The sequence below is a fragment of the Enterobacter cloacae complex sp. SHL020 genome (genome assembly GCF_049236945.1).
In the GTDB taxonomy this organism is placed as follows: domain Bacteria; phylum Pseudomonadota; class Gammaproteobacteria; order Enterobacterales; family Enterobacteriaceae; genus Enterobacter; species Enterobacter dykesii.
On record NZ_JBMKJF010000002.1, the window covers coordinates 444,083 to 470,016 of the forward strand.

General features: G+C 54.2%; 24 protein-coding genes and 6 tRNA genes. 24 read left to right on the forward strand and 6 right to left on the reverse strand.

Annotation, left to right across the window (positions count from 1 at the left end; genetic code table 11):
- Positions 1–44 precede the first annotated feature (44 nt).
- Entirely contained in the window at positions 45–1,211 is a 1,167-nt protein-coding gene (gene sucC, locus ACOTZB_RS07205; RefSeq protein ID WP_023310791.1) for an ADP-forming succinate--CoA ligase subunit beta, read from the forward strand.
- Complete coding sequence (sucD, locus tag ACOTZB_RS07210) at positions 1,211–2,080, forward strand: succinate--CoA ligase subunit alpha (protein WP_008501094.1); 870 nt, start codon at positions 1,211–1,213, stop codon at positions 2,078–2,080. The genes sucC and sucD overlap by 1 nt, the downstream gene beginning before the upstream one ends.
- A gap of 83 nt (positions 2,081–2,163) precedes the next feature.
- On the opposite strand, the gene ACOTZB_RS07215 is transcribed toward sucD, so the two are convergent.
- A complete protein-coding gene (locus ACOTZB_RS07215; protein ID WP_421626789.1) occupies positions 2,164–2,880 on the reverse strand; it encodes a GntR family transcriptional regulator in 717 nt (238 codons plus the stop codon).
- 170 nt (positions 2,881–3,050) lie between these two features.
- Here ACOTZB_RS07215 and mngA point away from each other — a divergent pair, with 170 nt between their 5' ends.
- The 21 genes from mngA to pnuC all read left to right on the forward strand — a co-directional run bounded on the left by mngA (position 3,051) and on the right by pnuC (position 19,953).
- Positions 3,051–4,967, forward strand: a complete 1,917-nt coding sequence (gene mngA / locus ACOTZB_RS07220) for a PTS 2-O-a-mannosyl-D-glycerate transporter subunit IIABC (RefSeq protein WP_421626790.1) — start codon at positions 3,051–3,053, stop codon at positions 4,965–4,967.
- A gap of 23 nt (positions 4,968–4,990) precedes the next feature.
- Positions 4,991–7,621, forward strand: a complete 2,631-nt coding sequence (gene mngB / locus ACOTZB_RS07225; RefSeq protein ID WP_421626791.1) for a mannosylglycerate hydrolase — start codon at positions 4,991–4,993, stop codon at positions 7,619–7,621.
- 677 nt (positions 7,622–8,298) lie between these two features.
- Positions 8,299–9,867: a cytochrome ubiquinol oxidase subunit I gene (gene cydA, locus ACOTZB_RS07230; protein ID WP_032638923.1), complete on the forward strand. Its 1,569-nt coding sequence runs from the start codon at positions 8,299–8,301 to the stop codon at positions 9,865–9,867.
- Between the two features lie 15 nt (positions 9,868–9,882).
- Complete coding sequence (gene cydB, locus ACOTZB_RS07235; protein ID WP_047061368.1) at positions 9,883–11,022, forward strand: cytochrome d ubiquinol oxidase subunit II; 1,140 nt, start codon at positions 9,883–9,885, stop codon at positions 11,020–11,022.
- A gap of 14 nt (positions 11,023–11,036) precedes the next feature.
- A complete protein-coding gene (cydX, locus tag ACOTZB_RS07240; RefSeq protein ID WP_003858598.1) occupies positions 11,037–11,150 on the forward strand; it encodes a cytochrome bd-I oxidase subunit CydX in 114 nt (37 codons plus the stop codon).
- Positions 11,150–11,440 carry a cyd operon protein YbgE gene (ybgE, locus tag ACOTZB_RS07245; protein WP_010428735.1) on the forward strand — a complete coding sequence of 97 codons (291 nt, stop codon included), beginning with the start codon at positions 11,150–11,152 and terminating at the stop codon, positions 11,438–11,440. Before cydX ends, ybgE begins: the two co-directional genes overlap by 1 nt.
- A 148-nt stretch (positions 11,441–11,588) precedes the next feature.
- Positions 11,589–11,993 carry a tol-pal system-associated acyl-CoA thioesterase gene (gene ybgC, locus ACOTZB_RS07250; RefSeq protein ID WP_003858593.1) on the forward strand — a complete coding sequence of 135 codons (405 nt, stop codon included), beginning with the start codon at positions 11,589–11,591 and terminating at the stop codon, positions 11,991–11,993.
- Positions 11,990–12,682 carry a Tol-Pal system protein TolQ gene (gene tolQ / locus ACOTZB_RS07255; RefSeq protein WP_008501101.1) on the forward strand — a complete coding sequence of 231 codons (693 nt, stop codon included), beginning with the start codon at positions 11,990–11,992 and terminating at the stop codon, positions 12,680–12,682. Before ybgC ends, tolQ begins: the two co-directional genes overlap by 4 nt.
- A 3-nt stretch (positions 12,683–12,685) precedes the next feature.
- Positions 12,686–13,114: a colicin uptake protein TolR gene (tolR, locus tag ACOTZB_RS07260; RefSeq protein WP_003858589.1), complete on the forward strand. Its 429-nt coding sequence runs from the start codon at positions 12,686–12,688 to the stop codon at positions 13,112–13,114.
- A gap of 28 nt (positions 13,115–13,142) precedes the next feature.
- Positions 13,143–14,438, forward strand: a complete 1,296-nt coding sequence (gene tolA / locus ACOTZB_RS07265; protein WP_421626792.1) for a cell envelope integrity protein TolA — start codon at positions 13,143–13,145, stop codon at positions 14,436–14,438.
- A 134-nt stretch (positions 14,439–14,572) separates the two neighbouring features.
- On the forward strand, positions 14,573–15,865 hold the full coding sequence (gene tolB, locus ACOTZB_RS07270; RefSeq protein ID WP_421626940.1) for a Tol-Pal system beta propeller repeat protein TolB: 1,293 nt from the start codon (positions 14,573–14,575) through the stop codon (positions 15,863–15,865).
- A gap of 35 nt (positions 15,866–15,900) precedes the next feature.
- Positions 15,901–16,422, forward strand: a complete 522-nt coding sequence (pal, locus tag ACOTZB_RS07275; protein WP_003858578.1) for a peptidoglycan-associated lipoprotein Pal — start codon at positions 15,901–15,903, stop codon at positions 16,420–16,422.
- A 9-nt stretch (positions 16,423–16,431) separates the two neighbouring features.
- Positions 16,432–17,226, forward strand: a complete 795-nt coding sequence (gene cpoB, locus ACOTZB_RS07280; protein ID WP_023310799.1) for a cell division protein CpoB — start codon at positions 16,432–16,434, stop codon at positions 17,224–17,226.
- A 161-nt stretch (positions 17,227–17,387) separates the two neighbouring features.
- Positions 17,388–17,463, forward strand: a tRNA-Lys gene (locus ACOTZB_RS07285).
- A gap of 27 nt (positions 17,464–17,490) precedes the next feature.
- Positions 17,491–17,566 (forward strand) — tRNA-Val (locus ACOTZB_RS07290).
- Positions 17,567–17,569: 3 nt separating this feature from the next.
- Positions 17,570–17,645, forward strand: a tRNA-Lys gene (locus ACOTZB_RS07295).
- A 31-nt stretch (positions 17,646–17,676) separates the two neighbouring features.
- Positions 17,677–17,752, forward strand: a tRNA-Lys gene (locus ACOTZB_RS07300).
- 41 nt (positions 17,753–17,793) lie between these two features.
- A tRNA-Lys gene (locus tag ACOTZB_RS07305) sits at positions 17,794–17,869 on the forward strand.
- Between the two features lie 31 nt (positions 17,870–17,900).
- Positions 17,901–17,976, forward strand: a tRNA-Lys gene (locus tag ACOTZB_RS07310).
- Positions 17,977–18,167: 191 nt separating this feature from the next.
- Entirely contained in the window at positions 18,168–19,211 is a 1,044-nt protein-coding gene (gene nadA / locus ACOTZB_RS07315; protein ID WP_421626793.1) for a quinolinate synthase NadA, read from the forward strand.
- Positions 19,212–19,233: 22 nt separating this feature from the next.
- Positions 19,234–19,953 carry a nicotinamide riboside transporter PnuC gene (pnuC, locus tag ACOTZB_RS07320; protein ID WP_039261332.1) on the forward strand — a complete coding sequence of 240 codons (720 nt, stop codon included), beginning with the start codon at positions 19,234–19,236 and terminating at the stop codon, positions 19,951–19,953.
- Here the strand turns inward: pnuC and zitB are convergent.
- Positions 19,950–20,888 (reverse strand): CDF family zinc transporter ZitB, encoded by a 939-nt coding sequence (gene zitB / locus ACOTZB_RS07325; protein ID WP_421626794.1) that lies wholly within the window; start codon positions 20,886–20,888, stop codon positions 19,950–19,952. The genes pnuC and zitB overlap by 4 nt on opposite strands.
- Positions 20,889–20,993: 105 nt before the next feature.
- The gene (locus ACOTZB_RS07330; protein ID WP_047650607.1) at positions 20,994–21,374 is read right to left on the reverse strand and encodes a protein YbgS; all 381 of its coding nucleotides are present in this window, start codon (positions 21,372–21,374) and stop codon (positions 20,994–20,996) included.
- A gap of 304 nt (positions 21,375–21,678) precedes the next feature.
- On the opposite strand from ACOTZB_RS07330, the gene aroG reads away from it, so the two are divergent.
- Complete coding sequence (aroG, locus tag ACOTZB_RS07335) at positions 21,679–22,731, forward strand: 3-deoxy-7-phosphoheptulonate synthase AroG (RefSeq protein ID WP_421626796.1); 1,053 nt, start codon at positions 21,679–21,681, stop codon at positions 22,729–22,731.
- A 60-nt stretch (positions 22,732–22,791) separates the two neighbouring features.
- On the opposite strand, the gene gpmA is transcribed toward aroG, so the two are convergent.
- The 3 genes from gpmA to galK all read right to left on the reverse strand — a co-directional run bounded on the left by gpmA (position 22,792) and on the right by galK (position 25,933).
- The gene (gene gpmA / locus ACOTZB_RS07340; protein WP_023310804.1) at positions 22,792–23,544 is read right to left on the reverse strand and encodes a 2,3-diphosphoglycerate-dependent phosphoglycerate mutase; all 753 of its coding nucleotides are present in this window, start codon (positions 23,542–23,544) and stop codon (positions 22,792–22,794) included.
- A 206-nt stretch (positions 23,545–23,750) separates the two neighbouring features.
- Complete coding sequence (gene galM, locus ACOTZB_RS07345) at positions 23,751–24,791, reverse strand: galactose-1-epimerase (protein ID WP_234651335.1); 1,041 nt, start codon at positions 24,789–24,791, stop codon at positions 23,751–23,753.
- Positions 24,785–25,933 (reverse strand): galactokinase, encoded by a 1,149-nt coding sequence (gene galK, locus ACOTZB_RS07350; RefSeq protein WP_047173436.1) that lies wholly within the window; start codon positions 25,931–25,933, stop codon positions 24,785–24,787. Before galK ends, galM begins: the two co-directional genes overlap by 7 nt.
- Position 25,934 lies beyond the last annotated feature (1 nt).

Here is a 25,934-nt window from a genome sequence, read left to right on the forward strand (position 1 = left end):
ATAAAAGCACGACCTAACGATTACCTGAAGGATGGATAGAACACATGAACTTACATGAATATCAGGCCAAACAGCTGTTTGCCCGGTATGGCTTACCGGCTCCGGTGGGTTATGCCTGTACTACCCCGCGTGAAGCAGAAGAAGCCGCATCTAAAATCGGTTCCGGCCCTTGGGTAGTTAAGTGTCAGGTTCACGCTGGTGGCCGTGGTAAAGCGGGCGGTGTGAAGGTTGTTAAGAGCAAAGAAGAGATTCGTGCGTTTGCTGAACATTGGCTCGGCAAGCGTCTGGTAACCTACCAGACAGATGCGAACGGCCAGCCGGTTAACCAGATCCTGGTTGAAGCGGCGACCGACATCGCGAAAGAACTGTACCTGGGCGCGGTGGTTGACCGTAGCTCCCGTCGCGTGGTGTTCATGGCGTCTACCGAAGGCGGCGTGGAAATCGAAAAAGTGGCGGAAGAAACCCCGCACCTGATCCACAAAGTGGCAATCGATCCGCTGGCAGGCCCAATGCCTTACCAGGGTCGCGAGCTGGCGTTCAAACTGGGTCTGGAAGGCAAGCTGGTTCAGCAGTTCACCAAGATCTTCATGGGTCTGGCGAACATCTTCCTGGAGCGCGATCTGGCGCTGATCGAGATCAACCCGCTGGTGATCACCACCCAGGGCGACCTCATCTGCCTCGACGGCAAGCTGGGCGCTGACGGCAACGCGCTGTTCCGCCAGTCCGATCTGCGCGAAATGCGCGACCAGTCTCAGGAAGATCCCCGTGAAGCACAGGCTGCACAGTGGGAGCTGAACTACGTAGCGCTGGACGGCAACATCGGCTGCATGGTTAACGGTGCGGGCCTGGCAATGGGCACCATGGACATCGTTAAGCTGCACGGCGGTGAGCCAGCAAACTTCCTCGACGTAGGCGGTGGCGCAACCAAAGAGCGCGTAACCGAAGCGTTCAAAATCATCCTCTCTGACGATAACGTGAAGGCGGTTCTGGTTAACATCTTCGGCGGCATCGTGCGTTGCGACCTGATTGCCGACGGCATCATCGGTGCGGTAGAAGAAGTGGGTGTTAACGTACCGGTGGTTGTGCGTCTGGAAGGTAACAACGCTGAACTCGGCGCGAAAAAACTGGCTGACAGCGGCCTGAATATTATTGCAGCGAAAAGTCTGACGGATGCAGCTCAGCAGGTTGTTGCCGCAGTGGAGGGGAAATAATGTCAGTTTTAATTAATAAAGATACCAAGGTTATCTGCCAGGGCTTCACCGGTAGCCAGGGGACTTTCCACTCCGAACAGGCGATTGCCTACGGCACGCAGATGGTTGGCGGCGTAACGCCAGGTAAAGGCGGCACCACGCATCTGGGCCTGCCGGTGTTCAACACCGTGCGTGAAGCGGTAGAAGCGACGGGCGCCACCGCGACCGTGATCTACGTTCCGGCACCGTTCTGTAAAGACTCCATTCTGGAAGCGATCGACGCAGGCATCAAACTGATCATCACCATCACCGAAGGCATCCCGACGCTGGATATGCTGACCGTGAAGGTGAAGCTGGATGAAGCTGGCGTGCGTATGATCGGCCCGAACTGCCCAGGCGTTATCACTCCGGGCGAATGCAAAATCGGCATCATGCCGGGCCACATTCACAAGCCAGGTAAAGTGGGCATCGTGTCCCGTTCCGGTACCCTGACCTATGAAGCAGTGAAGCAGACCACCGATTACGGTTTCGGCCAGTCCACCTGTGTGGGCATCGGCGGTGACCCAATCCCAGGCTCTAACTTCATCGACATCCTGAAGCTGTTCCAGGAAGATCCACAGACCGAAGCGATCGTGATGATCGGTGAGATCGGTGGTAGCGCGGAAGAAGAAGCGGCTGCTTATATCAAAGAGCATGTGACCAAGCCAGTTGTCGGCTACATCGCGGGTGTGACCGCGCCGAAAGGCAAGCGTATGGGTCACGCAGGCGCGATCATCGCCGGTGGTAAGGGTACGGCTGATGAGAAATTCGCAGCTCTGGAAGCCGCAGGCGTGAAAACCGTTCGCAGCCTGGCGGATATCGGCGAAGCACTGAAATCCATCATTAAGTAAGTCCTCTCTGCTCCCCGAAAGGGGGGCGTTGAAGTATAAAAATGTCCGTTTCGACATGGTTGGCCGCTGTAAAGCGGCCTTTTTTATTGCCTGCGTTTAGCGACAAGCGTGAACTTGTAATCGTCGGTATTGAACACGTTACGGCTGTATTCAAATACCCGTCCGTCCTTCAGAAACCCGCGGGAGACTTTTTCCAGGATCGGCTTTGCGGGATCGAGCGACAGCGCGACAATCGCCTCTTCTGAAGGCATGATCGGCACCAGCTCCTGCTCGCTGCGATCGATAACCAGCTTTTTGATCTGCTCAACGTAGTGGTATTTCGAATTCTCCATCACTTCCCAGGTGAGGTCGGGGAACATCGCCAGCGGCATCCACGTTTCTTCCAGATTCACCGGTTTTTGTTTGATAAAGCGGACTCGTTTGACGTGCCAGACTTTATCGTCTGGGTTGATCGCCAGCCTTGCTGCGAGCCTCTCATCGGCTTTTACCACTTCGAAGACGCTGACGTCGCTGTGCGTATCGACGTTTCGGTCCGCCAGCTTTTCGTAAAAGCCGGTGAGCTGGTAAATGTCGTAGTTAACGCGTTCTTCTTTTACGTAGGTGCCGCTGCCCTGAATGCTCTCGACGATCTGCTCTTCCGTAAGCAGCTTCAGCGCCTGTCTCACCGTTACACGGCTAACGTTGAACGCCTCCTGAAGGCTGGATTCCGTCGGTAACGCATCGCCGGGTTTTAACTCACCCGCATTGATTTTCTCGCGAAGCGCATCGGCTATCTGACGGTACATCGGTTTGTTACCCATAGAATCTGCCTTTCTAATACCTTTTCACGGAATTATGCCTTCAGCGTAAAATTTGTAAATAATACAATTTAAATACAAATTTACGTTGTTAGTGAAAGTGATCACATAAATGTATTGTGTTGCCTGCCACAATTGCCGCCAGACAATAACAACTTACGTGTGAGGATCTTATGAACCTGACGACTCTGACCCACCCCAGCGCTGTCTGCGTGCAGGCGCACTATGCCAGCCGTGATGAGGCCATTCACCAGCTTACGATGAGACTGGTTGCGCTGGGCAAAATTACCGATGGCGATGCATTTCTGACGGAGGTCTACCGTCGTGAATCACTGGGGCCAACCGCACTGGGGGAAGGACTGGCTGTCCCGCATGGTAAATCGAGCGCGGTGAACGAAGCGGCTTTTGCGGTTGCTACGCTGAGCGAACCGCTGGAGTGGGAGGGGGTGGACGGCCCTGAAAAGGTTGAGATGATCGTCCTACTGGCTATCCCGCCTGCTGAAGCGGGTTCCACACATATCCAGGTGCTGACGGCGCTGACGTCTCGCCTTGCCGATGATGCCCTCCGGGAGCGTGTTATGGCTGCAGCGACGGCGGAGGATCTGCTTGATGCGTTGAACGGTGTCTCGCAGGAAGACGAGGTTGCCACACTGGTGAATGCACCAACCGTCATCTGCGTCACCGCCTGTCCGGCCGGGATTGCCCATACCTATATGGCAGCAGAGTACCTGGAAAAAGCGGGACGTAAACTGGGCGTCAACGTGGTGGTCGAAAAGCAGGGGGCGAACGGCATTGAGGGGCGCATCACCGCGCAGCAGTTGCAGGAGGCCAAAGCGTGCATCTTTGCGGCGGAAGTGGCGATCAAAGAGAGCGAACGTTTTCAGGGGATCCCCGCCATCTCCGTACCCGTCGCGGAACCCCTGCGCCGTGCTGAAGCGCTCATCGAGCGCGCGCTGGCGCTACACCCTTCTACCGATACGCATCATGCGCATGGCGATACGGGAATGAAAAAGAGCGTTAAAACTGAGCTCAAGCAGGCGCTTCTCAGCGGTATCTCGTTTGCGGTGCCGCTGATCGTCGCCGGCGGAACGGTGCTGGCCGTGTCGGTACTGCTGGCGCAAATTCTGGGCCTGCAGCACCTGTTCGACCAGGAAAACTCATGGCTGTGGATGTACCGCAAGCTTGGCGGCGGCATGCTCGGCATTTTGATGGTCCCTGTTCTGGCGGCCTATACCGCTTACTCGCTGGCGGATAAACCCGCGCTGACGCCGGGCTTTGCGGCCGGTCTGGCTGCCAACATGATCGGCTCCGGTTTTCTGGGAGCTATCATCGGCGGGCTGATCGCGGGTTACCTGATGCGCTGGGTGAAAAACCACATTCGCCTGAGTAGCCGCTTCAACGGCTTTTTAACCTTTTATCTCTATCCGGTAATTGGCGTGCTGGGTGCGGGCAGCCTGATGCTGTTTGTGATCGGTGAGCCGGTAGCCTGGCTTAATACTACGCTCACCGCCTGGCTTAATGGACTGTCCGGCGCGAATGCGCTGCTCCTGGGGGCGATTCTCGGGTTTATGTGCTCATTCGATTTAGGTGGCCCGGTCAACAAAGCCTCTTACGCGTTCTGTCTGGGAGCGATGGCTAACGGGGTATACGGTCCCTATGCCATCTTTGCTTCCGTCAAAATGGTGTCGGCCTTCACCGTCACGGCGTCAACGTTGTTGGCACCGAAACTGTTTAAACCATTTGAAATTGAAACCGGTAAATCCACCTGGCTGCTCGGCCTCGCGGGCATCACCGAAGGGGCGATTCCGATGGCGATTGAAGATCCGCTTCGCGTCATTGGTTCATTTGTGCTCGGCTCCATGGTAACAGGCGCGATTGTCGGCGCGATGGGGATCGGGTTGTCTACGCCGGGGGCCGGTATTTTCTCTCTCTTTTTGCTTCACGATGCCGGATTGAGCGGTGTGGTTGCGGCGGCGGGCTGGTTTGGCGCGGCGCTGGTGGGTACCGCTATCTCCACCTTTATTCTGCTGCTCTGGCGACGCCAGGCGGTGAAAAAGGGCAACTACGTCACTGAAGACGCCTTACCGTAACAACGCACAAACAGGAAACGAAGATGAAAGCTGTATCTCGCGTTCATATCACGCCGCATATGCACTGGGACCGTGAGTGGTACTTCACCACTGAAGAGTCGCGTATTCTTCTGGTCAATAATATGGAAGAGATCCTGACCCGTCTGGAGCAGGACGATGAATATAAATATTACGTCCTCGATGGACAGACGGCGGTGCTGGAGGATTATTTTGCCGTCGTACCCGAAAACCGCTCGCGGGTGAAAGCGCTTGTCGAGCGCGGAAAGCTGATTATCGGCCCCTGGTATACCCAGACCGATACCACGATTGTCAGCGGCGAGTCGATTGTCCGCAACCTGATGTACGGCATGCGCGACTGCATGGCCTTTGGAGAGCCGATGAAGATCGGCTATCTGCCGGATTCGTTTGGTATGTCCGGCCAGCTTCCGCACATCTATAACGGATTTGGCATTACCCGCACCATGTTCTGGCGCGGCTGTTCTGAACGACACGGGACCGACAAAACCGAGTTTCTCTGGCAGAGCCAGGACGGCAGTGAAGTGACGGCGCAGGTGCTGCCGCTGGGCTACGCGATTGGTAAGTACTTACCGGAGGACGAAACAGGGCTGCGAAAACGGCTCGACAGCTACTTCGACGTTCTGGAAAAGGCCTCCGTCACCAAAGAGATTTTGCTGCCCAACGGCCACGACCAGATGCCGCTGCAGCAGAATATTTTTGCGGTGATGGATAAGCTTCGTGACATCTATCCCCAACGTGAATTCGTGATGAGTCGGTTCGAAGAGGTGTTTGATTATATCGACGCGCACCGCGATGAGCTGGCAACGCTAAAAGGGGAGTTTATCGACGGGAAATACATGCGCGTTCACCGGACCATCGGCTCCACGCGCATGGATATCAAAATCGCCCACGCGCGTATTGAGAACAAAATTGTCAATATCCTCGAGCCGCTGGCGGCGCTTGCCTGGACGCTGGGATTCGACTATCACCACGGCCTGCTGGAGAAAATGTGGAAAGAGATCCTCAAAAACCACGCTCATGACAGCATCGGCTGCTGCTGCAGCGATAAGGTGCACCGCGAGATTGTCTCCCGCTTTGAACTGGCGGAGGACATGGCTGACAACCTGGTGCGTTTCTATATGCGCAAGATTGTTGACAACATGCCGCAAAGCGACGCCGATAAGCTGGTGATGTTCAACCTGATGCCCTGGCCGCGTGAAGAGGTGATGAACACCACGATTCGACTGCGGGCCAGCCAGTTCAGACTGCGGGATGAAAAAGGCAACGAGATCCCCTATTTCATCCGCAGCGCGCGCGAACTCGACCCTGGCCTTATTGACCGGCAGATTGTTCACTACGGCAATTACGACCCGTTTATGGAGTTTGATATTCAGCTCAACCAGATACTGCCGGCGATGGGCTACCGTACGCTGTTTATCGAAGCAAACGTGGCCGGGCAGGTGCTCTCTTCGGTAAAAAATACCGAATCCTTACTTGAAAACGCCTTCTGGCAGATAGACTTAAATGACGACGGCACGTTGCGCCTGCGCGACAAAGAAACCGGGCTTGTTTATGACCGTGTGCTGGAAATCGAAGAGAGCTCGGATGATGGCGATGAGTATGACTACTCGCCTTCGCGGGAAGAGTGGAGACTCACTTCCGCTCAGGGCGAGCATGAGGTTGAGGTCACGCATGAAGGCTGGCAGAGCAGGGCGGTTATCCGCCATCGAATCGCCGTTCCGGCGAACCTGGCCGAACGCGCGGCGCGCCAGCGAAACGGCTATCTCGACGCTGAATTTGAGATTACGCTAAGCCATAACAGCAGACGCATTGACGTGGCGGTGTGCCTGGATAATCAGGCCGACGACCACCGCGTTCGCGTGCTGATCCCAACGCCGTTTATGACAGAGGAAGTGTTAGCGGATACCCAGTTTGGCACGATCTCTCGCCCGGTGCAGGACGCGGCGATGGAAAACTGGCGGGAGGAGGGGTGGAAAGAGGCGCCGGTTCCCGTCTGGAATTTGCTCAACTACGCCGTCCTGCGGGAAAAACGACACGGGCTTGCGTTATTCACCGAGGGGCTGCGCGAGTTTGAAGTGGTGGGTGATGAACAAAAAGCATTTGCTCTGACCTTGCTGCGCGGCGTGGGGGTACTCGGCAAAGAAGATCTGCTCCTGCGCCCCGGCAGACCATCCGGTATCAAAATGCCGGTCCCGGACTCTCAGGTGCGTGGTCCGCTAAGATGTCGCTTTAGCCTCTTCAGCTTCAGCGGCTCGCCGGAAAACGCGGGTGTCGCGCAGCAGGCTCAATCGTGGTTAACGCCGGTGCAGTGTTATAACAAGATCCCCTGGGATGCGATGAAACTGAATCGCGCGTCGTTTACCACGCCGGAAAGCTACAGCCTGTTAGCGCTTTCGCCAACGGGATGCGTGCTCAGTACGCTCAAAAAGGCTGAAGATCGTGATGAACTCATTCTCCGCCTGTTCAACCCTTCGGCGTCCAGCGCATGTGACACAACGTTATCTATGAATCCGACGGTGAAACGGTGGCGCGAAACGGACATGAACGAACGGATAATGGATCGAAGTGAAGAAAAGGGCATTGTCGGGGCATTCAGGCCGGGGCAGTCGCGAACCTTTAGTATTCTTATCGCCTGAGCACCGTGATACGAAAAAGGCTGCAGCCAGGGCAGCCTTTTTTCATTAAGTAGTCACTCAGTGGTGTTAACTTATGAGGTATTAAAAGTAAATCAAATGTAATTTCGAAGGGTTGCATAAACGCAATGGAAAAATAACCTGGCCCGACTACGCTTTAATGTTAGTCCCTCGTGGATAAATTGCTTTCTTTCGCGTTAATTAAAATCACTTCTGTTTATATTTTTTCCCGTCTTCGATAACTAATCTCATCTTTGCATGCACATATCATTAACATGGTTTTTACCATTCTCACCACAATCAAACATGGTTAACATTGATGATCGTTTTTGATTTAAATCAATGTTTAATCCTTGGAAAAACCCATCAAAAGGCGGTAAATTGTCCCCGATCAAAATGGCCGAAAAGTGGTAATTTTGCTATAAATTGATCGCCGTCGAAAAACGTAAATGTGATTCAATAAAAACCTGTTTATTGTAAGGGTTTTGCAGCGTATTATATTTGCGGGATCAATTTGAGTTTTTTATTAACGTATTTGTAACCTCACGTCATCGTTTTTATCCTCTTTCAGGGTAATAACGACGACAAGGATGCGAATAATTTGTATTGGGGCATGCGTGTGGATCTCTCTCTGACGGGGTTCACTCTCGGAGTCTTCATGCGATGAGCAAGGAGTCATGATGTTAGATATAGTCGAACTGTCGCGCTTACAGTTTGCCTTGACCGCGATGTACCACTTCCTGTTTGTGCCGCTGACGCTCGGTATGGCGTTCCTGCTGGCCATTATGGAAACGGTATACGTTCTCTCCGGCAAACAGATTTATAAAGATATGACCAAGTTCTGGGGCAAGTTGTTTGGTATCAACTTCGCACTGGGCGTGGCAACCGGTTTGACCATGGAGTTCCAGTTCGGGACTAACTGGTCTTACTATTCCCACTATGTAGGGGATATCTTCGGTGCGCCGCTGGCCATTGAAGGTCTGATGGCATTCTTCCTCGAATCCACCTTTGTAGGTCTGTTCTTCTTCGGTTGGGACCGTCTGGGTAAAGTCCAGCATATGGCGGTAACCTGGCTGGTGGCATTAGGTTCGAACCTGTCCGCGCTGTGGATCCTGGTGGCGAACGGCTGGATGCAGAACCCAATCGCGTCTGATTTCAACTTCGAAACCATGCGTATGGAGATGGTCAGCTTTGCCGAGCTGGTCCTGAACCCGGTTGCGCAGGTTAAATTCGTTCACACCGTAGCATCTGGCTACGTGTGCGGCGCAATGTTCGTACTGGGTATCAGCTCCTACTACATGCTGCGCGGTCGTGACTTCGCGTTTGCTAAGCGCTCCTTTGCTATCGCTGCAAGCTTCGGTATGGCTGCAATCCTCTCTGTTATCGTTCTGGGTGATGAATCCGGTTACGAAATGGGTGACGTGCAGAAAACCAAACTGGCTGCAATCGAGGCCGAATGGGAAACCCAGCCGGCACCTGCTGCCTTTACGCTGTTCGGTATTCCCGATCAGGATGCGCAGGAAAACCGCTTCGCTATTCAAATCCCTTATGCGCTGGGTATCATCGCCACCCGTTCTGTTGATAAGCAGGTGACAGGCCTGAAAGAGCTGATGGTTCAGCACGAAGAGCGTATCCGTAACGGTATGAAAGCCTACTCGCTGCTGGAACAGCTGCGTGCCGGTTCTACCGACCAGACCGTCCGCGACCAGTTTAACGACGTGAAGAAAGATCTGGGTTATGGCCTGCTGCTGAAGCGTTATACCCCGAACGTTTCTGATGCGACGGAAGCGCAGATCCAGATGGCAACCAAAGACTCGATTCCACGCGTTGCGCCTCTGTACTTCGCATTCCGTATCATGGTGGGCTGCGGCATCATCATGCTGCTGATCATTGCGGCGTCCTTCTGGTCCGTGATTCGCAACCGCATCGGCGAGAAAAAATGGCTGCTGCGCACCGCGCTGTACGGTATTCCACTGCCGTGGATCGCAATTGAGTCCGGCTGGTTTGTTGCGGAGTACGGCCGTCAGCCATGGGCGATTGGTGAGGTACTGCCAACGGCGGTAGCGAACTCGTCCCTGACAGCGGGCGACCTGATCTTCTCCATGCTGCTGATTTGTGGTCTGTACACCCTGTTCCTGGTGGCTGAACTGTTCCTGATGTTCAAGTTCGCGCGCCTTGGCCCAAGCAGCCTGAAAACCGGTCGCTATCACTACGAGCAGTCCACCGCGACTACTCAGCCGGCACGCTAAGACAGGAGTCATCAAATGATCGATTATGAAGTATTGCGTTTTATCTGGTGGCTGCTGGTTGGCGTTCTGCTGATCGGTTTTGCCGTCACGGATGGTTTCGACATGGGGGTGGGGATGCTCACCCGTTTCCTCGGTCGTAATGACACCGAGCGTCGAATCATGATCAACTCCATCGCCCCTCACTGGGACGGTAACCAGGTGTGGCTGATCACCGCTGGCGGCGCGCTGTTCGCTGCCTGGCCGATGGTCTACGCGGCTGCGTTCTCCGGCTTTTACGTGGCGATGATTCTGGTGCTGGCCTCTTTATTCTTCCGTCCGGTTGGTTTCGACTACCGTTCCAAGATTGAAGACACCCGCTGGCGCAACATGTGGGACTGGGGCATCTTTATCGGTAGCTTCGTTCCGCCGCTGGTGATCGGCGTGGCGTTCGGTAACCTGCTTCAGGGCGTACCGTTCCACCTGGACGAATATATGCGTCTTTACTACACCGGTAACTTCTTCCAGCTGCTGAATCCGTTTGGTCTGCTGGCCGGTGTGGTGAGCGTGGCGATGATCATCACCCAGGGCGCAACCTATCTGCAGATGCGTACGGTTGGTGAACTGCACCTGCGTTCTCGCGCGACGGCTCAGGTCGCTGCGCTGGTGACGCTGGTCTGCTTCGCACTGGCCGGTGTGTGGGTAGTGTACGGCATTGATGGTTATGTGGTGACCTCTGCAATTAACCACTCGGCACCGTCTAACCCGCTGACCAAAGAAGTGGCGCGTCAGGCTGGCGCATGGCTGGTGAACTTCAATAACACCCCTGCGCTGTGGGCGATCCCGGCTCTGGGCGTATTGCTGCCGCTGCTGACCGTGTTGACGTCTCGTCTGGAGAAAGGCGCGCTGGCGTTCGTGTTCTCTTCGCTGACCCTGGCATGCATTATCCTGACGGCGGGTATTGCGATGTTCCCATTCGTCATGCCATCCAGCACCATGCTGAATGCTAGCCTGACCATGTGGGATGCCACGTCCAGCCAGCTGACGCTGAACCTGATGACGTATGTTGCTTGCGTGTTCGTACCGATTATCCTGCTCTACACCACCTGGTGTTACTGGAAAATGTTCGGTCGTATCACGAAAGAACATATCGAAAGCAACACCCACTCTATGTACTAAGTAAGGAGCTGAATATGTGGTATTTCGCATGGATTTTAGGGACGCTTCTTGCCTGTGCATTTGGTGTCATCACTGCCCTGGCGCTTGAGCACGTCGAAGCGACCAAAGCGGGTGAAGAAAAACACTGATGAATATTATCGCAACGTTATATGCGGTAATGGATAAGCGCCCGTTACGGGCGCTTTCTTTAGTGATGGCATTACTGCTGGCAGGTTGTATCTTCTGGGACCCTTCGCGCTTTGCAGCGAAAACCAGCGAGCTTGAAATCTGGCACGGCTTCCTCATTATGTGGGCGGTGTGTGCAGGTGTGATCCACGGCGTGGGCTTTCGTCCGAAAGCCGTTCACTGGCAGGGAATTTTTTGCCCGCTGATTGCCGATCTGGTGCTTCTCGCCGGTTTGATTTTCTTCTTCTTCTGAATAAGAAATGTCCGTTAACGTTATGGGCTTACCCGAGCCCATAAAAATTTACTCTCCGTTTACTTTCCCCCATTCCCAACCCTCTTTCCCGCGCGTATAGTAGCGAAGTTTAAAAGCTTTAACTTTTGTTGCATTACCGGGATGTAAAGTGAATACAACGCTGTTTCGATGGCCGGTTCGTGTCTATTACGAAGATACCGATGCCGGTGGTGTGGTTTACCACGCCAGCTACGTTGCTTTTTATGAACGGGCACGCACAGAGATGCTGCGCCATCATCACTTTAGTCAACAGGTGCTGTTGGCTGAGCGAGTTGCCTTCGTGGTACGCAAGATGACGCTTGAGTATTTTGCGCCTGCCAGACTCGACGATATGCTCGAAGTCCAAACTGAAATTACATCAATGCGCGGGACCTCACTGGTTTTCACGCAGCGGATAGTCAACGCAGAGAATACTGTACTGAACTCAGCTGAAGTGCTGATTGTTTGTGTTGATCCAACCATAATGAAGCCTCGTGCGCTTCCTAAGTCTATTGTCGCGGAGTTTAAGCAGTGACTGACATGAATATCCTTGATTTGTTCCTGAAGGCAAGCCTTCTGGTTAAACTTATCATGTTGATTTTGATTGGTTTTTCAATCGCATCCTGGGCCATCATCATCCAGAGAACGCGTATCCTCAATGCCGCTGGCCGTGAAGCTGAAGCATTTGAAGATAAGTTCTGGTCGGGTATTGAGCTTTCTCGTCTGTATCAGGAAAGCCAGGGACGCCGTGAAAACCTTACAGGCTCCGAGCAAATTTTTTATAGCGGTTTCAAAGAGTTTGCTCGTCTGCATCGTGCAAACAATCATGCGCCGGAAGCGGTTGTAGAAGGTGCCTCGCGTGCGATGCGTATCTCTATGAACCGTGAGCTGGAAAATCTCGAAACCCATATTCCATTCCTCGGCACTGTCGGCTCCATCAGCCCGTATATCGGCCTGTTTGGTACCGTGTGGGGGATCATGCACGCCTTTATCGCGCTGGGCGCGGTGAAGCAGGCGACGTTGCAGATGGTTGCACCGGGTATCGCTGAAGCACTGATTGCGACCGCTATCGGTCTGTTTGCGGCAATTCCTGCGGTTATGGCTTACAACCGTCTGAACCAGCGCGTGAACAAACTGGAACTGAACTACGACAACTTTATGGAAGAGTTCACTGCGATTCTGCACCGTCAGGCGTTTACCAGCACCGAGAGCAACAAGGGGTAAACCATGGCCAGATCGCGTGGACGAGGTCGTCGCGAGCTCAAGTCCGAAATCAATATCGTTCCACTGCTGGACGTCCTGCTGGTACTGCTGCTGATCTTCATGGCGACAGCGCCAATCATTACCCAGAGCGTGGAAGTGGATCTACCGGATGCGACAGAATCACAGGCGGTGAGCACCAATGACGATCCTCCGGTTATCATTGAGGTTTCCGGCGTAGGGCAATACAGCGTCGTGGTAGAGAAAGATCGTATGGATCAGCTGCCGCCTGAGCAGGTTATTGCTGAAGCGCAGCGTCGTCTGGAGTCAAATCCGAAAACGGTCTTCTTAATCGGTGGCGCGAAAGACGTACCCTACGATGAAATTATTAAAGCGCTGAACTTGCTACATAGTGCGGGTGTTAAGTCAGTTGGCTTAATGACCCAACCTATTTGATCATCCGCGTAGTTTTTGGGAACCGATAGTGTCAAAGGCAACCGAACAGAACGACAAGCTTAAGCGAGCGATAATCGTCTCCGCAGTGCTGCACGTGATTCTCTTTGCAGCGCTGATCTGGAGTTCGTTCGACGAGCATATTGATGCATCAGCCGGCGGCGGTGGAGGGTCTTCCATTGACGCCGTGATGGTGGATCCCGGTGCGGTAGTACAGAACTATAATCGCGAACAGCAGCAGAAGGCGAGTGCCAAACGGGCTGAAGAGCAGCGTGAAAAACAGGCGCAACAGCAGGCGGAAGAACTGCGTGAAAAGCAGGCCGCCGAGCAGGAGCGTCTGAAGCAGCTTGAGAAAGAGCGTTTGCAGGCGCAGGAAGCCGCGAAAGAGCAGGCTCAGCAGCAGAAACAAGCCGAAGAGGCCGCGAAGAAAGCACAGGAACAGCAAAAGCAGGCGGAAGAGGCGGCAGCAAAAGCCGCAGCGGACGCGAAAGCACAGGCTGATGCCCAGGCAAAATTAGCGGCAGAAGCGGCGAAGAAAGCCGCTGCTGATGCTCAGAAGAAAGCTGAAGCAGAAGCGGCGAAGAAAGCCGCGGCTGATGCCCAGAAGAAAGCTGAAGCGGAAGCCGCGAAGAAAGCCGAAGCGGAAGCCGCGAAAAAAGCCGCTCAGGAAGCAGAGAAGAAAGCTGCTGCTGAGGCCGCGAAGAAAGCGGCTGCTGCTGAGAAAGCGGCTGCAGAAAAAGCTGCCGCCGCTGAAAAAGCCGCCGCCGATAAAAAAGCTGCTGCTGAGAAGGCTGCTGCCGATAAGAAAGCTGCTGCTGAGAAGGCTGCTGCCGATAAGAAAGCTGCAGCTGAGAAGGCCGCTGCCGATAAGAAAGCTGCTGCTGATAAAGCGGCTGCCAAAAAGGCCGCTGCTGCTGAAAAAGCTGCCGCCGCCGCAGGGGTTGACGATCTGCTGGGCGATTTGAGCTCAGGTAAGAATGCACCGAAAACGGGCGGTGGGGCGAAAGGAAACAACGCAGCGCCGACGGGAAGTGGTAACACTAAGAGTAACGGTGCGACAGGGGCTGAAATCAACGGTTATGCCGCGCAGATTAAATCCGCTATTGAAAGCCGATTCTATGATGCGTCTTCCTATACCGGTAAAACGTGTACGTTGCGTATAAAACTGGCTCCGGACGGCATGCTGCTGGATATTAAGTCTGAAGGTGGCGACCCGGCTTTATGTACTGCGGCACTGGCTGCAGCGCGTCAGGCGAAGATGCCTAAACCGCCGTCTCAGGCAGTTTACGAAGTCTTCAAAAATGCGCCGCTGGACTTCAAACCTTAAGTTACATTTTCCCCGTGCAAACGGGGAAAAATAGACCAGGTTTAGTCACAGGGTTCTGGTAGTTTTGTCTATTTGAGTTTGTTAACATTCTGCTAAATTATCGTGGGTAAGGTTACCCGGATAAGGGAGATATGATGAAGCAGGCATTACGTGTAGCATTTAGTTTTTTAATGCTGTGGGCAGCAGTACTGCACGCAGAAGTACGTATCGAGATCACCCAGGGGGTGGACTCGGCACGCCCAATCGGTGTTGTTCCGTTCCAGTGGGCCGGTCCTGGCGCTGCACCTGAAGATGCCGGTGGCATCGTGGCGGCTGACCTGCGTAACAGCGGTAAATTCAACCCGTTAGATCGTTCTCGTCTGCCGCAGCAGCCGGGCAGCGCGCAGGAAGTACAGCCTGCAGCATGGTCTGCACTGGGTATTGATGCCGTGGTTGTGGGTCAGGTTACGCCTAACCCGGACGGCTCTTACAACGTGGCCTGGCAGCTGGTGGATACCGGCGGTGCACCGGGTACCGTTCTGGCACAGAACTCTTACAAGGTCACTAAGCAGTACCTGCGCTACGCGGCACACGCTGCCAGCGATGCGGTATTTGAAAAACTGACCGGCATTAAAGGGGCGTTCCGTACCCGTATTGCTTATGTGGTACAGACCAACGGTGGTCAGTTCCCGTATGAGCTGCGCGTATCTGACTACGACGGCTACAACCAGTTCCTGGTGAAACGTTCTTCTCAGCCGCTGATGTCTCCAGCCTGGTCTCCGGACGGTTCTAAACTGGCCTATGTAACCTTCGAAAGCGGCCGTTCAGCGCTGGTTATCCAGACGCTGGCAAACGGTGCTGTTCGTCAGGTGGCCTCTTTCCCACGTCACAACGGTGCGCCTTCCTTCTCTCCGGACGGGTCCAAACTGGCGTTTGCGCTGTCAAAAACCGGTAGCCTGAACCTGTACGTGATGGACATTGGCTCTGGCCAGATTCGTCAGGTGACCGACGGTCGCAGCAACAACACCGAACCTTCATGGTTCCCGGACAGTCAAAACCTGGCGTTTACCTCTGACCAGGCTGGCCGTCCACAAATTTACAAAGTCAACATCAGCGGCGGTGCTCCGCAGCGTATTACCTGGGAAGGTTCGCAGAACCAGAACGCAGACGTGAGCAGCGACGGTAAATTTATGGTAATGGTGAGCTCCAACGGTGGGCAGCAGCACATTGCCAAACAAGATCTGGTAGCGGGTGGCGTTCAAGTTCTGTCGTCAACGTTCCTGGATGAAACGCCAAGTCTGGCACCTAACGGCACGATGGTAATCTACAGCTCTTCTCAGGGGATGGGATCTGTGCTGAATCTGGTTTCTACAGATGGGCGTTTCAAAGCGCGTATTCCGGCAACTGATGGACAGGTAAAATCACCTGCCTGGTCGCCGTATCTGTAAATAATAATTAATTGATTACTAAAGGAATCATAGAAATGCAACTGAACAAAGTGCTGAAGGGGCTGATGATCGCTCTGCCTGTAATGGCAATCGCAGCGTGTTCTTCTAACAAGAACGCCAGCAATGACCAGAGCGGCGAAGGCATGATGGGTGCCGGCACCGGTATGGACGCGAACGGCAATGGCAACATGTCTTCTGAAGAGCAAGCGCGTCTTCAGATGCAGCAGCTGCAGCAGAACAACATCGTTTACTTCGATCTGGATAAATACGACATCCGTTCTGACTTCGCTGCGATGCTGGATGCTCACGCTAACTTCCTGCGTAGCAACCCATCTTACAAAGTCACCGTAGAAGGTCACGCGGACGAACGTGGTACTCCAGAGTACAACATCTCCCTGGGTGAACGTCGTGCTAACGCTGTTAAAATGTACCTGCAGGGTAAAGGCGTTTCTGCTGACCAGATCTCCATCGTTTCTTACGGTAAAGAAAAACCTGCAGTACTTGGTCACGACGAAGCGGCTTACTCCAAAAACCGTCGTGCCGTACTGGTTTACTAAGAGAATTGCATGAGCAGTAACTTCAGACATCATCTGTTGAGTCTGTCGTTACTGGTTGGAATAGCGGCCCCCTGGGCCGCTTTTGCTCAGGCACCAATCAGTAGTGTCGGCTCAGGCTCGGTAGAAGACCGGGTCACTCAACTCGAGCGTATTTCTAACGCTCACAGCCAGCTTTTAACCCAACTCCAGCAACAACTTTCCGATAACCAAAACGATATTGACTCTCTCCGCGGCCAGATTCAGGAAAGCCAGTATCAGTTGAACCAGGTTGTGGAACGTCAGAAGCAGATTTTGCTGCAGATGGATAGCCTGAGCAGCGGTGGTGCAGCAGCACAAGCACAGCCAGCCGCGGGCGATCAGACCGGTGCGGCGACATCAGCTCCGGCTGCGGATGCTTCTGCTTCAACAGGTGCGCCTGTACAGAGCGGTGACGCGAATACGGACTACAACGCGGCCATTGCCCTGGTGCAGGATCAATCTCGTCAGGATGACGCGCTTGCTGCGTTTCAGAACTTTGTTAAGAAATACCCTGATTCCACTTATCAGCCAAATGCGAATTACTGGCTCGGTCAGCTGAATTACAACAAGGGTAAAAAGGACGATGCGGCGTTTTATTTTGCCTCCGTGGTAAAAAACTACCCGAAATCGCCAAAAGCGCCTGATGCGATGTACAAAGTGGGCGTCATCATGCAGGACAAAGGCGACACTGCGAAAGCTAAAGCGGTTTACCAGCAGGTAGTCTCCAAATTCCCGGGTACCGAAGGTGCTAAGCAGGCGCAAAAACGTCTGAATTCGATGGGATGATTATCGCATGACCAGAAATCGCGTTATTTCTGGTCGTGCAGCATGATTCGTAAGCAGTTAAGTGATCTTCATCGAAATTTTTGTTGCGCTGAATTCTTAAATCAGTAATATATGCCGCCGTTGCCACGGGATATCAAACAACGTGAAAACAGCGTAAAAGTGGGTCGTTAGCTCAGTTGGTAGAGCAGTTGACTTTTAATCAATTGGTCGCAGGTTCGAATCCTGCACGACCCACCACTTAAAGCAGTTCCGGCAGTACAGAGTGGGTGATTAGCTCAGTTGGTAGAGCATCTCCTTTACACGGAGGGGGTCGGCGGTTCGAGCCCGTCATCACCCACCACTCGGGTCGTTAGCTCAGTTGGTAGAGCAGTTGACTTTTAATCAATTGGTCGCAGGTTCGAATCCTGCACGACCCACCAGCCTGAATAAATTTGAAGTACATCCCGCAAGGGGTCGTTAGCTCAGTTGGTAGAGCAGTTGACTTTTAATCAATTGGTCGCAGGTTCGAATCCTGCACGACCCACCAATTTTATTGGTTCCGAGTGATAATTCAGGCAACACCCAAAAGGGTCGTTAGCTCAGTTGGTAGAGCAGTTGACTTTTAATCAATTGGTCGCAGGTTCGAATCCTGCACGACCCACCAGCCTGAATAAATTTGAAGTACATCCCGCAAGGGGTCGTTAGCTCAGTTGGTAGAGCAGTTGACTTTTAATCAATTGGTCGCAGGTTCGAATCCTGCACGACCCACCAGTGTTAAAAAGCGCCCTAAAGGCGCTTTTTTGCTATCTGCGATACAACAAATGCTCCGCACATCTATTCCCGGTGACTTTTCACTCCAGATTCGCTATCTTGTTTAGTATACAAAACACAATTGCCACGCGTTTTGCTATGTCAGGCAAAAGAAAGGCAATATTGTTAAGCCAATAAAACGAGAAGCCATAATGAGCGTGATGTTTGATCCTGAAGCCGCAATCTATCCGTTTCCGCCAAAGCCTGTCCCGCTGAGCCAGGACGAAAAGCAGTTCTACCGTGAGAAGATCAAACGTCTTCTCAAAGAACGAGATGCGGTGATGGTGGCCCATTACTACACCGACCCGGAAATTCAGCAGCTGGCGGAAGAGACCGGGGGCTGTATTTCTGACTCACTGGAGATGGCACGCTTCGGTGCAAAACATCCTGCTTCCACGCTGCTGGTTGCTGGAGTGCGTTTTATGGGCGAAACGGCAAAAATCCTGAGCCCGGAAAAAACCGTTCTGATGCCTACGCTTAACGCGGAGTGTTCACTGGATCTCGGCTGCCCGATTGACGAGTTCACGGCCTTCTGCGACGCCCACCCTGACCGGACCGTGGTGGTTTACGCCAACACCTCTGCGGCGGTAAAAGCGCGGGCAGACTGGGTTGTCACCTCCAGCATCGCCGTTGAGCTGATTGAACATCTGGATAGCCTGGGTGAGAAAATTATCTGGGCGCCTGACCGCCATCTTGGAAATTATGTCCAGAAGCAGACGGGGGCTGACGTTCTCTGCTGGCAGGGCGCCTGCATTGTGCACGACGAATTCAAAACCCAGGCGCTGGCGCGCATGAAGGCACTTTATCCTGACGCCGCTATTCTTGTTCACCCTGAATCACCGCAGTCGATTGTCGACATGGCGGACGCCGTGGGCTCAACCAGCCAGCTTATCAACGCGGCCAGGACGTTGTCTCACAAGCAGCTCATCGTGGCGACCGATCGCGGTATCTTCTACAAGATGCAGCAGGCCGTGCCGGAGAAAGAGCTTCTTGAAGCGCCAACGGCGGGTGAGGGCGCAACGTGCCGTAGCTGTGCGCATTGCCCGTGGATGGCGATGAACGGCCTGAAGGCCATTGCCGAAGGGCTCGAGACGGGCGGTGCAGCACATGAAATCCATGTGGATGCCGCCCTGCGTGAAGGTGCGTTAATTCCGCTTAACCGCATGCTGGATTTTGCGGCTACACTACGTACTTAATTCAAAACGCCCCGGGGAAAAGATGGATTTTTTTAGCACGCAGAACATTCTGGTTCATATACCGATTGGTGCAGGTGGCTATGACCTGTCATGGATTGAGGCCGTTGGCACGCTGGCGGGATTACTCTGTATCTGGCTGGCAAGCCTGGAGAAGATCAGCAACTACGCGTTCGGGCTGATTAACGTTACGCTGTTTGCGATTATATTCTTCCAGATCCAGCTGTACGCCAGTCTGCTTTTGCAGCTGTTCTTCTTTGCAGCCAATATTTACGGCTGGTACGCGTGGTCGCGTCAGAACAGCCAGCAGGAGGCAGAGCTGCAGATCCGCTGGCTGCCCTTGCCGAAAGCCATCGCCTGGTTTGTCGCCTGTCTGGTCGCCATTGGCTTAATGACCGTCTATATCAACCCGGTGTTTGCGTTCCTGACCCGCGTTGCCGTTTCGGTCATGTCAGGTTTCGGCCTGAACGTGACGATGCCCGAGCTCCAGCCGGATGCTTTCCCGTTCTGGGATTCCTGCATGATGGTGCTGTCGATTGCGGCGATGATTCTGATGACCCGTAAATACGTTGAGAACTGGCTGCTGTGGGTCATCATCAACGTGATCAGCGTGGCGATCTTCGCCTTGCAGGGCGTCTATGCGATGTCGCTGGAATATCTGCTGCTGACCTTCATCGCGCTGAACGGCAGCCGGATGTGGATTAAGAGCGCGCGTGAGCGAGGTTCTCACGCGCTTTCCAGCTAGTGGTGATGCTGATGTGAATGTCCGGACTGCGCCTCGTTAAGGTGGCAGTCCGGCCCGTTACAGGGCTGATACTCCATCTGGATGGTGACGTGGCCAATTTCGTAGTGATGTTCAAGAAAATGCTGGATGCGTTCAAGCAGCGCATCGTGGTCGTGAGGCGGGATAACCTGGACGTGCAGCGTCATGACCGGTTTTTCCCCCACCAGCCAGACGTGAACGTGATGAACGTTGCGGACTTCCGGGACTGAACGGCGCAGGTTGCGCTTCAGCTCGTCGATATCCATCGATGCCGGTGCCCCTTCAAGCAGTTCATTCACGCTCTCCTTCAGCAGCCGCCAGGCGCTGCGCAAGACCAGACACGACACCAGCACGGACAGAATAGGATCGACAGGCGTCCAGCCGGTGTAGAGGATCACCAGCGCGGCGACAATCGCCCCGACTGAGCCGAGCAAATCACCCAGAACATGCAGAGCCGCAGCGCGTACGTTGAGGTTCTTTTCCCCGCTGCCGCGGTGCAAAATCCAGAAGGCCAGGATATTCGCCAGCAGCCCCGCCACGGCAATCACCATCATGGTTACCCCGGCGATCGGCTGCGGGTGTCTGAAGCGCTGTACGGCCTCCCAGACGATGAGAACGGTAATGACCACCAGCGCAATGGCGTTTACAAACGCGGCGAGGGTTGTCAGCCTCAGCCAGCCGAAGGTATGGCGCGCATTGGGAGGACGACGCGCAAACTGTACCGCCAGCAGGGCGAAGAGCAGCGCTGCGGCATCGGTCAGCATATGTCCGGCGTCAGCCAGTAGCGCCAGAGAGCCGGAAATCAGGCCGCCAATGACCTCGATAATCATAAACGTTGCGGTAACGCCAAAGGCCAGCATCAGTCGTTTAGCGTTGTCGTTGCCGGGAGAGGGTGAGTGGGAATGGGAGTGCGCCATGTCTGCTTTCCTGATGTGTTATTGTTTTTAGTGTAGCGTTTTTAATAGGTTACTCCAAAAAGAAAGGAGAGCCAGAGCTCTCCTTTTTCTTACCGAACATCCCCATTACTGGGTGGTGCCATCGGTTTTGGTATTCGCGTCGTTTCCTACTTTGTCATTGGGGTCAGGGCATTTGCCGTCCTTACACATTGAGTTCTTATGAACCTCATCCGAACTCATATTGTCATGATTCATGGTGTCGGAACCGCTGCCGTTGGGATGCAGCATGGTGCCGCCGGTGTTGGTATTACCGGTATTGATCTGGCTGTTGTCGACATTATTCGGGGCGATATTCTGTTTCGCATCAGGTGCGGGCTGGCCTGCTGCCGCAGCGGCATTCGCATCGCCGTTGCTGTCTGATGTGCCCGTTTCCGCGGCCAGGACGCTGCCGCTGGCCAGAGTGAGTGTGGCGGTCAGGAAGAGGGTTGCCAGTTTTGTCATTTTCATCATGCTGCTCCTGTTCTTGTCGTTACGCTGGATAACATTCTCCAACAGTGCATCTTTTTCAGAGGCGAAAGATTCCGCCTTACGGACTTACGCCAGTAGGGAATCGCGTTTAAGCGTGTAAAATTGGTTGTTACAGTTAAAAAGCTTAGGTTAGATCTCGTTTTTCGCTATTTTGTGGCGATTTTTAGGCTAATTCCAGGAATTATCTGCGTGAAGTGTAAAACCGTGTTTACACTTCCTGGTCGACAAGATAGATTGAAAGGATTGCTTTCATTACTAAAGATATGGCAGAGCTGGAACGAAGATGAATTATCAGAACGACGATTTACGTATCAAAGAGATCAATGAGTTATTACCTCCTGTAGCGCTCCTTGAGAAATTCCCCGCCACTGAAAATGCCGCAAACACGGTTTCTCATGCTCGTAAAGCGATCCATAAGATCCTGAAAGGTAATGACGATCGTCTTCTGGTGGTGATTGGTCCGTGCTCCATTCACGATCCTGCAGCTGCGAAAGAGTACGCAGCCCGTCTGCTCACCCTCCGTGAAGAGCTGAAGGATGAGCTGGAAATCGTAATGCGCGTTTATTTTGAAAAACCGCGCACCACCGTGGGCTGGAAAGGGCTGATTAACGATCCGCATATGGATAACAGCTTCCAGATCAACGACGGCCTGCGCATTGCGCGCAAGCTGCTGCTGGAGATCAACGACAGCGGCCTGCCTGCTGCCGGTGAATTTCTGGACATGATTACGCCACAATACCTGGCAGACCTGATGAGCTGGGGCGCAATTGGTGCCCGCACGACTGAATCTCAGGTTCATCGTGAGCTGGCTTCCGGTCTTTCTTGCCCGGTGGGTTTCAAAAACGGCACTGACGGCACCATTAAGGTGGCTATCGACGCCATCAACGCAGCGGGTGCGCCGCACTGCTTCCTGTCTGTAACAAAATGGGGCCATTCCGCTATCGTTAACACCAGCGGGAACGGTGACTGCCATATCATTCTGCGCGGCGGCAAAGAGCCGAACTACAGCGCGAAACACGTGGCAGAAGTGAAGGTCGGGTTGGAAAAAGCCGGGCTGCCACCGCAGGTGATGATCGATTTCAGCCATGCCAACTCCAGCAAGCAGTTTAAAAAGCAGATGGAAGTGGGGGTAGACGTCTGCCAGCAGATTGCCGGCGGTGAGAAGGCGGTGATTGGGGTAATGATCGAAAGCCATCTGGTTGAAGGTAACCAGAACCTGGAAGGCAGCGAGCCGCTGGTGTATGGCAAAAGCATCACCGATGCCTGCATTGGCTGGGACGATACCGATGCTATACTGCGTCAGCTGGCGAATGCGGTAAAAGCGCGTCGCGGCTGAATTCTCAGGCACAAATAAAAAGCGCGGAAGGCTCCGCGCTTTTTTTATATCTGGCGAAAATTACTTCGCTTTACCCTGGTTCGCGACAGCCGCAGCTTTCGCCGCGATCTCTTCTGCGTTACCCAGATAGTAGTGTTTGATTGGCTTGAAGTTTTCGTCGAACTCATACACCAGCGGTACGCCAGTTGGGATGTTCAGTTCGAGGATTTCGTCTTCACCCATGTTGTCCAGGTATTTCACCAGCGCACGCAGGGAGTTACCGTGTGCGGCGATGATCACGCGCTCGCCGCTTTTCAGGCGTGGCAGAATGGTTTCGTTCCAGTAAGGCACAACGCGGTCGATGGTCAGCGCCAGGCTTTCGGTGGTTGGCAGCTCAGCGTCGGTCAGCTTCGCGTAACGCGGATCGTGGCCCGGGTAGCGCTCGTCATCTTTGGTCAGCTCTGGCGGGGTGATTGCGAAGCCGCGACGCCACTGTTTAACCTGCTCGTCGCCATATTTCTCAGCGGTTTCCGCTTTGTTCAGGCCCTGCAGCGCACCGTAGTGACGTTCGTTCAGTTTCCAGGACTTCTCAACCGGCAGCCAGGCCTGATCCAGTTCGTCCAGCACGTTCCACAGGGTGTGGATGGCACGTTTCAGCACAGAGGTGTAAGCAAAATCAAAGCTGAAGCCTTCTTCCTTCAGCAGTTTACCTGCTGCTTTTGCTTCGCTTACGCCTTTCTCAGACAGATCAACGTCGTACCAACCGGTAAAGCGGTTTTCGTTGTTCCACTGGCTTTCGCCGTGACGCACCAGGACCAGCTTAGTAATAGCCATCTCTTACTCCTCAAGCATTTTTAGAATGATAACAATTCTCATTATATTGCCGTGGCCGTGCCAGCAGCAACGCTTAACCCTAACCATAGCGAAAATAGTCTCTGAGTGTAAGATGCTTGTGAATCCAGGGTTATGATTTTGTCTGCGATCGGCGCTATTTTCAGCAAGGCGAGCAGAAAAAAGCCCTCCGGAGGGAGGGCTGGATATTAATGTGGAATAAAATGATATTCCGTCACGCTCACGTACTCTTCACCCGGGCGCAGCACGCAGTCCGGCTGTGGCCATTCAGGATGGTTCGGGCTGTCCGGCAGGAACTCGCTCTCCAGCGCCAGGCCTTGCCAGTCGCTGTACTCATCGTGTTCGCGCGCCGTGGTGCCGCCGAGGTAGTTGCCTGAGTAAAACTGCAGGGCAGGGGCAGTGGTATAAACCGTCATCTGCAGTTTCTCATCCGCAGACCAGACCTGTGCGGCAGGCTGTTTCACATCGCCTTTGGCCTGCAGCAGGAAAGCGTGGTCGTAGCCTTTCACCTTGCGCTGATCGTCATCGCTCATGAAATCCTGGGCGATGGACTTCGCGCTGCGGAAGTCAAAGCTGGTGCCGCTCACGTCTTTGAGGCCCTGATACGGAATGCCCATCTCGTCAACCGGCAGATACGCATCCGCCAGGATCTGCAGCTTATGGTTACGCACGTCGCACTGGCTACCGTCCAGGTTGAAATACGCGTGATTGGTCAGGTTGACCGGACACGGCTTGTCGACCGTCGCACGGTATTCGATGGCGATACGGTTGTCGTCGGTCAGCGTAAAGCGCGCGGACGCGACAAGGTTCCCCGGGAAGCCCTGGTCGCCATCAGGCGAATCCAGCGAGAACAGCACTTCGCCATCGTTTTGACGAACAATCTTCCAGCGGCGTTTATCAAACCCGTCCGGTCCGCCGTGTAGCTGGTTCTCACCCTGGCTTGGAAGCAGGGTGTACTGCACGCCGTCGAGCTCAAAGCGGCTCTTCGCGATGCGGTTAGCATAGCGCCCAACGGACGCGCCCAGATAGGCGGACTGATTGACGTACTGCTCAGGCGAGGCGCAGCCGAGCAGAGTCTCGCGTACGCTGCCGTCCGGCATCGGTACGCGGGCAGAAAGAAGGGTTGCCCCCCAGTCCATCACCGTAACGACCATCCCCGCGCTGTTGCGCAGGGTTAACAGGCGATACGGCAGACCATCCGGTGCAAGGGTAGGTGTTTCGTTTAGCACTGTCCGGCTCCTTGTGATGCTTTGCAAACATAGAAGGTTTCTTTGATACCCGTTTTTGCTTCGTACTGCTTCGCCACGGCGTCCTGTACGGCAGGAACCAGCTCTTCAGGCACCAGCGCAACGATACAGCCGCCAAAGCCGCCGCCCGTCATGCGCACGCCGCCTTTGTCGCCGATGGTGGCTTTAACGATGTCCACCAGGGTGTCGATCTGCGGAACGGTGATTTCAAAATCATCGCGCATGGAGGCGTGAGATTCCGCCATCAGCTCACCCATGCGTTTCAGATCGCCTTTCGCCAGCGCGGACGCGGCTTCAACGGTACGGGCATTTTCCGTCAGCACGTGACGAACGCGTTTGGCGACGACCGGATCCAGCTCGTGTGCCACTTTGTTAAATTCATTGAGCGTCACGTCGCGCAGGGCAGGCTGCTGGAAGAAGCGGGCGCCGGTTTCGCATTGCTGGCGGCGGGTGTTGTATTCGCTGCCCACCAGCGTGCGCTTAAAGTTGCTGTTAATGATGACGACAGCCGCGCCTTTTGGCAGGGGAACGGCTTTGGTACCCAGCGAGCGGCAATCAATTAACAGGGCATGCTCTTTTTTGCCGAGCGCGGAGATCAGCTGGTCCATAATGCCGCAGTTACAGCCCACGAACTGGTTTTCTGCTTCCTGACCATTCAGGGCGATTTGCGCGCCGTCCAGCGGCAGATGATAAAGCTGCTGGAACACGGTGCCCACGGCGACTTCCAGAGACGCAGAGGAGCTTAAGCCCGCACCCTGCGGCACGTTGCCGCTGATAACTAAATCGGCGCCGCCAAAGTTCTTGTTGCGCTTCTGAAGGTGTTTCACCACGCCGCGCACGTAGTTAGACCACTGCTGGCTGTCGTGCGTCACAATCGGGGCATCGAGGGAAAATGCGTCCGTCTCATTACCGTAATCCGCCGCAATCACGCGAACCTGGCGGTCGTCGCGCTTCGCGCAGCTGATGACGGTCTGGTAATCGATGGCGCACGGCAGCACGAAACCGTCGTTATAGTCGGTGTGTTCACCGATCAGGTTAACGCGGCCTGGCGCCTGGATAACGTGGGTGGCAGGGTAGCCAAATTTCTCAGCAAACAGGGATTGGGTTTTATCTTTCAGACTCATT

What these genes read in the sequence shown, in the direction of transcription:
- cydB (WP_047061368.1), top strand. Translation starts at nt 9,883, where the DNA reads ATGATCGATTATGAAGTATTGCGTTTTATCTGGTGGCTGCTGGTTGGC.
- sucC (WP_023310791.1), top strand. Translation starts at nt 45, where the DNA reads ATGAACTTACATGAATATCAGGCCAAACAGCTGTTTGCCCGGTATGGC.
- gpmA (WP_023310804.1), bottom strand. Translation starts at nt 23,544, where the DNA reads ATGGCTATTACTAAGCTGGTCCTGGTGCGTCACGGCGAAAGCCAGTGG.
- zitB (WP_421626794.1), bottom strand. Translation starts at nt 20,888, where the DNA reads ATGGCGCACTCCCATTCCCACTCACCCTCTCCCGGCAACGACAACGCT.
- mngB (WP_421626791.1), top strand. Translation starts at nt 4,991, where the DNA reads ATGAAAGCTGTATCTCGCGTTCATATCACGCCGCATATGCACTGGGAC.
- mngA (WP_421626790.1), top strand. Translation starts at nt 3,051, where the DNA reads ATGAACCTGACGACTCTGACCCACCCCAGCGCTGTCTGCGTGCAGGCG.
- cydA (WP_032638923.1), top strand. Translation starts at nt 8,299, where the DNA reads ATGTTAGATATAGTCGAACTGTCGCGCTTACAGTTTGCCTTGACCGCG.
- cpoB (WP_023310799.1), top strand. Translation starts at nt 16,432, where the DNA reads ATGAGCAGTAACTTCAGACATCATCTGTTGAGTCTGTCGTTACTGGTT.
- nadA (WP_421626793.1), top strand. Translation starts at nt 18,168, where the DNA reads ATGAGCGTGATGTTTGATCCTGAAGCCGCAATCTATCCGTTTCCGCCA.
- cydX (WP_003858598.1), top strand. Translation starts at nt 11,037, where the DNA reads ATGTGGTATTTCGCATGGATTTTAGGGACGCTTCTTGCCTGTGCATTT.
- pal (WP_003858578.1), top strand. Translation starts at nt 15,901, where the DNA reads ATGCAACTGAACAAAGTGCTGAAGGGGCTGATGATCGCTCTGCCTGTA.
- ACOTZB_RS07330 (WP_047650607.1), bottom strand. Translation starts at nt 21,374, where the DNA reads ATGAAAATGACAAAACTGGCAACCCTCTTCCTGACCGCCACACTCACT.
- aroG (WP_421626796.1), top strand. Translation starts at nt 21,679, where the DNA reads ATGAATTATCAGAACGACGATTTACGTATCAAAGAGATCAATGAGTTA.
- pnuC (WP_039261332.1), top strand. Translation starts at nt 19,234, where the DNA reads ATGGATTTTTTTAGCACGCAGAACATTCTGGTTCATATACCGATTGGT.
- sucD (WP_008501094.1), top strand. Translation starts at nt 1,211, where the DNA reads ATGTCAGTTTTAATTAATAAAGATACCAAGGTTATCTGCCAGGGCTTC.
- ybgE (WP_010428735.1), top strand. Translation starts at nt 11,150, where the DNA reads ATGAATATTATCGCAACGTTATATGCGGTAATGGATAAGCGCCCGTTA.
- galK (WP_047173436.1), bottom strand. Translation starts at nt 25,933, where the DNA reads ATGAGTCTGAAAGATAAAACCCAATCCCTGTTTGCTGAGAAATTTGGC.
- ACOTZB_RS07215 (WP_421626789.1), bottom strand. Translation starts at nt 2,880, where the DNA reads ATGGGTAACAAACCGATGTACCGTCAGATAGCCGATGCGCTTCGCGAG.
- tolR (WP_003858589.1), top strand. Translation starts at nt 12,686, where the DNA reads ATGGCCAGATCGCGTGGACGAGGTCGTCGCGAGCTCAAGTCCGAAATC.
- tolB (WP_421626940.1), top strand. Translation starts at nt 14,573, where the DNA reads ATGAAGCAGGCATTACGTGTAGCATTTAGTTTTTTAATGCTGTGGGCA.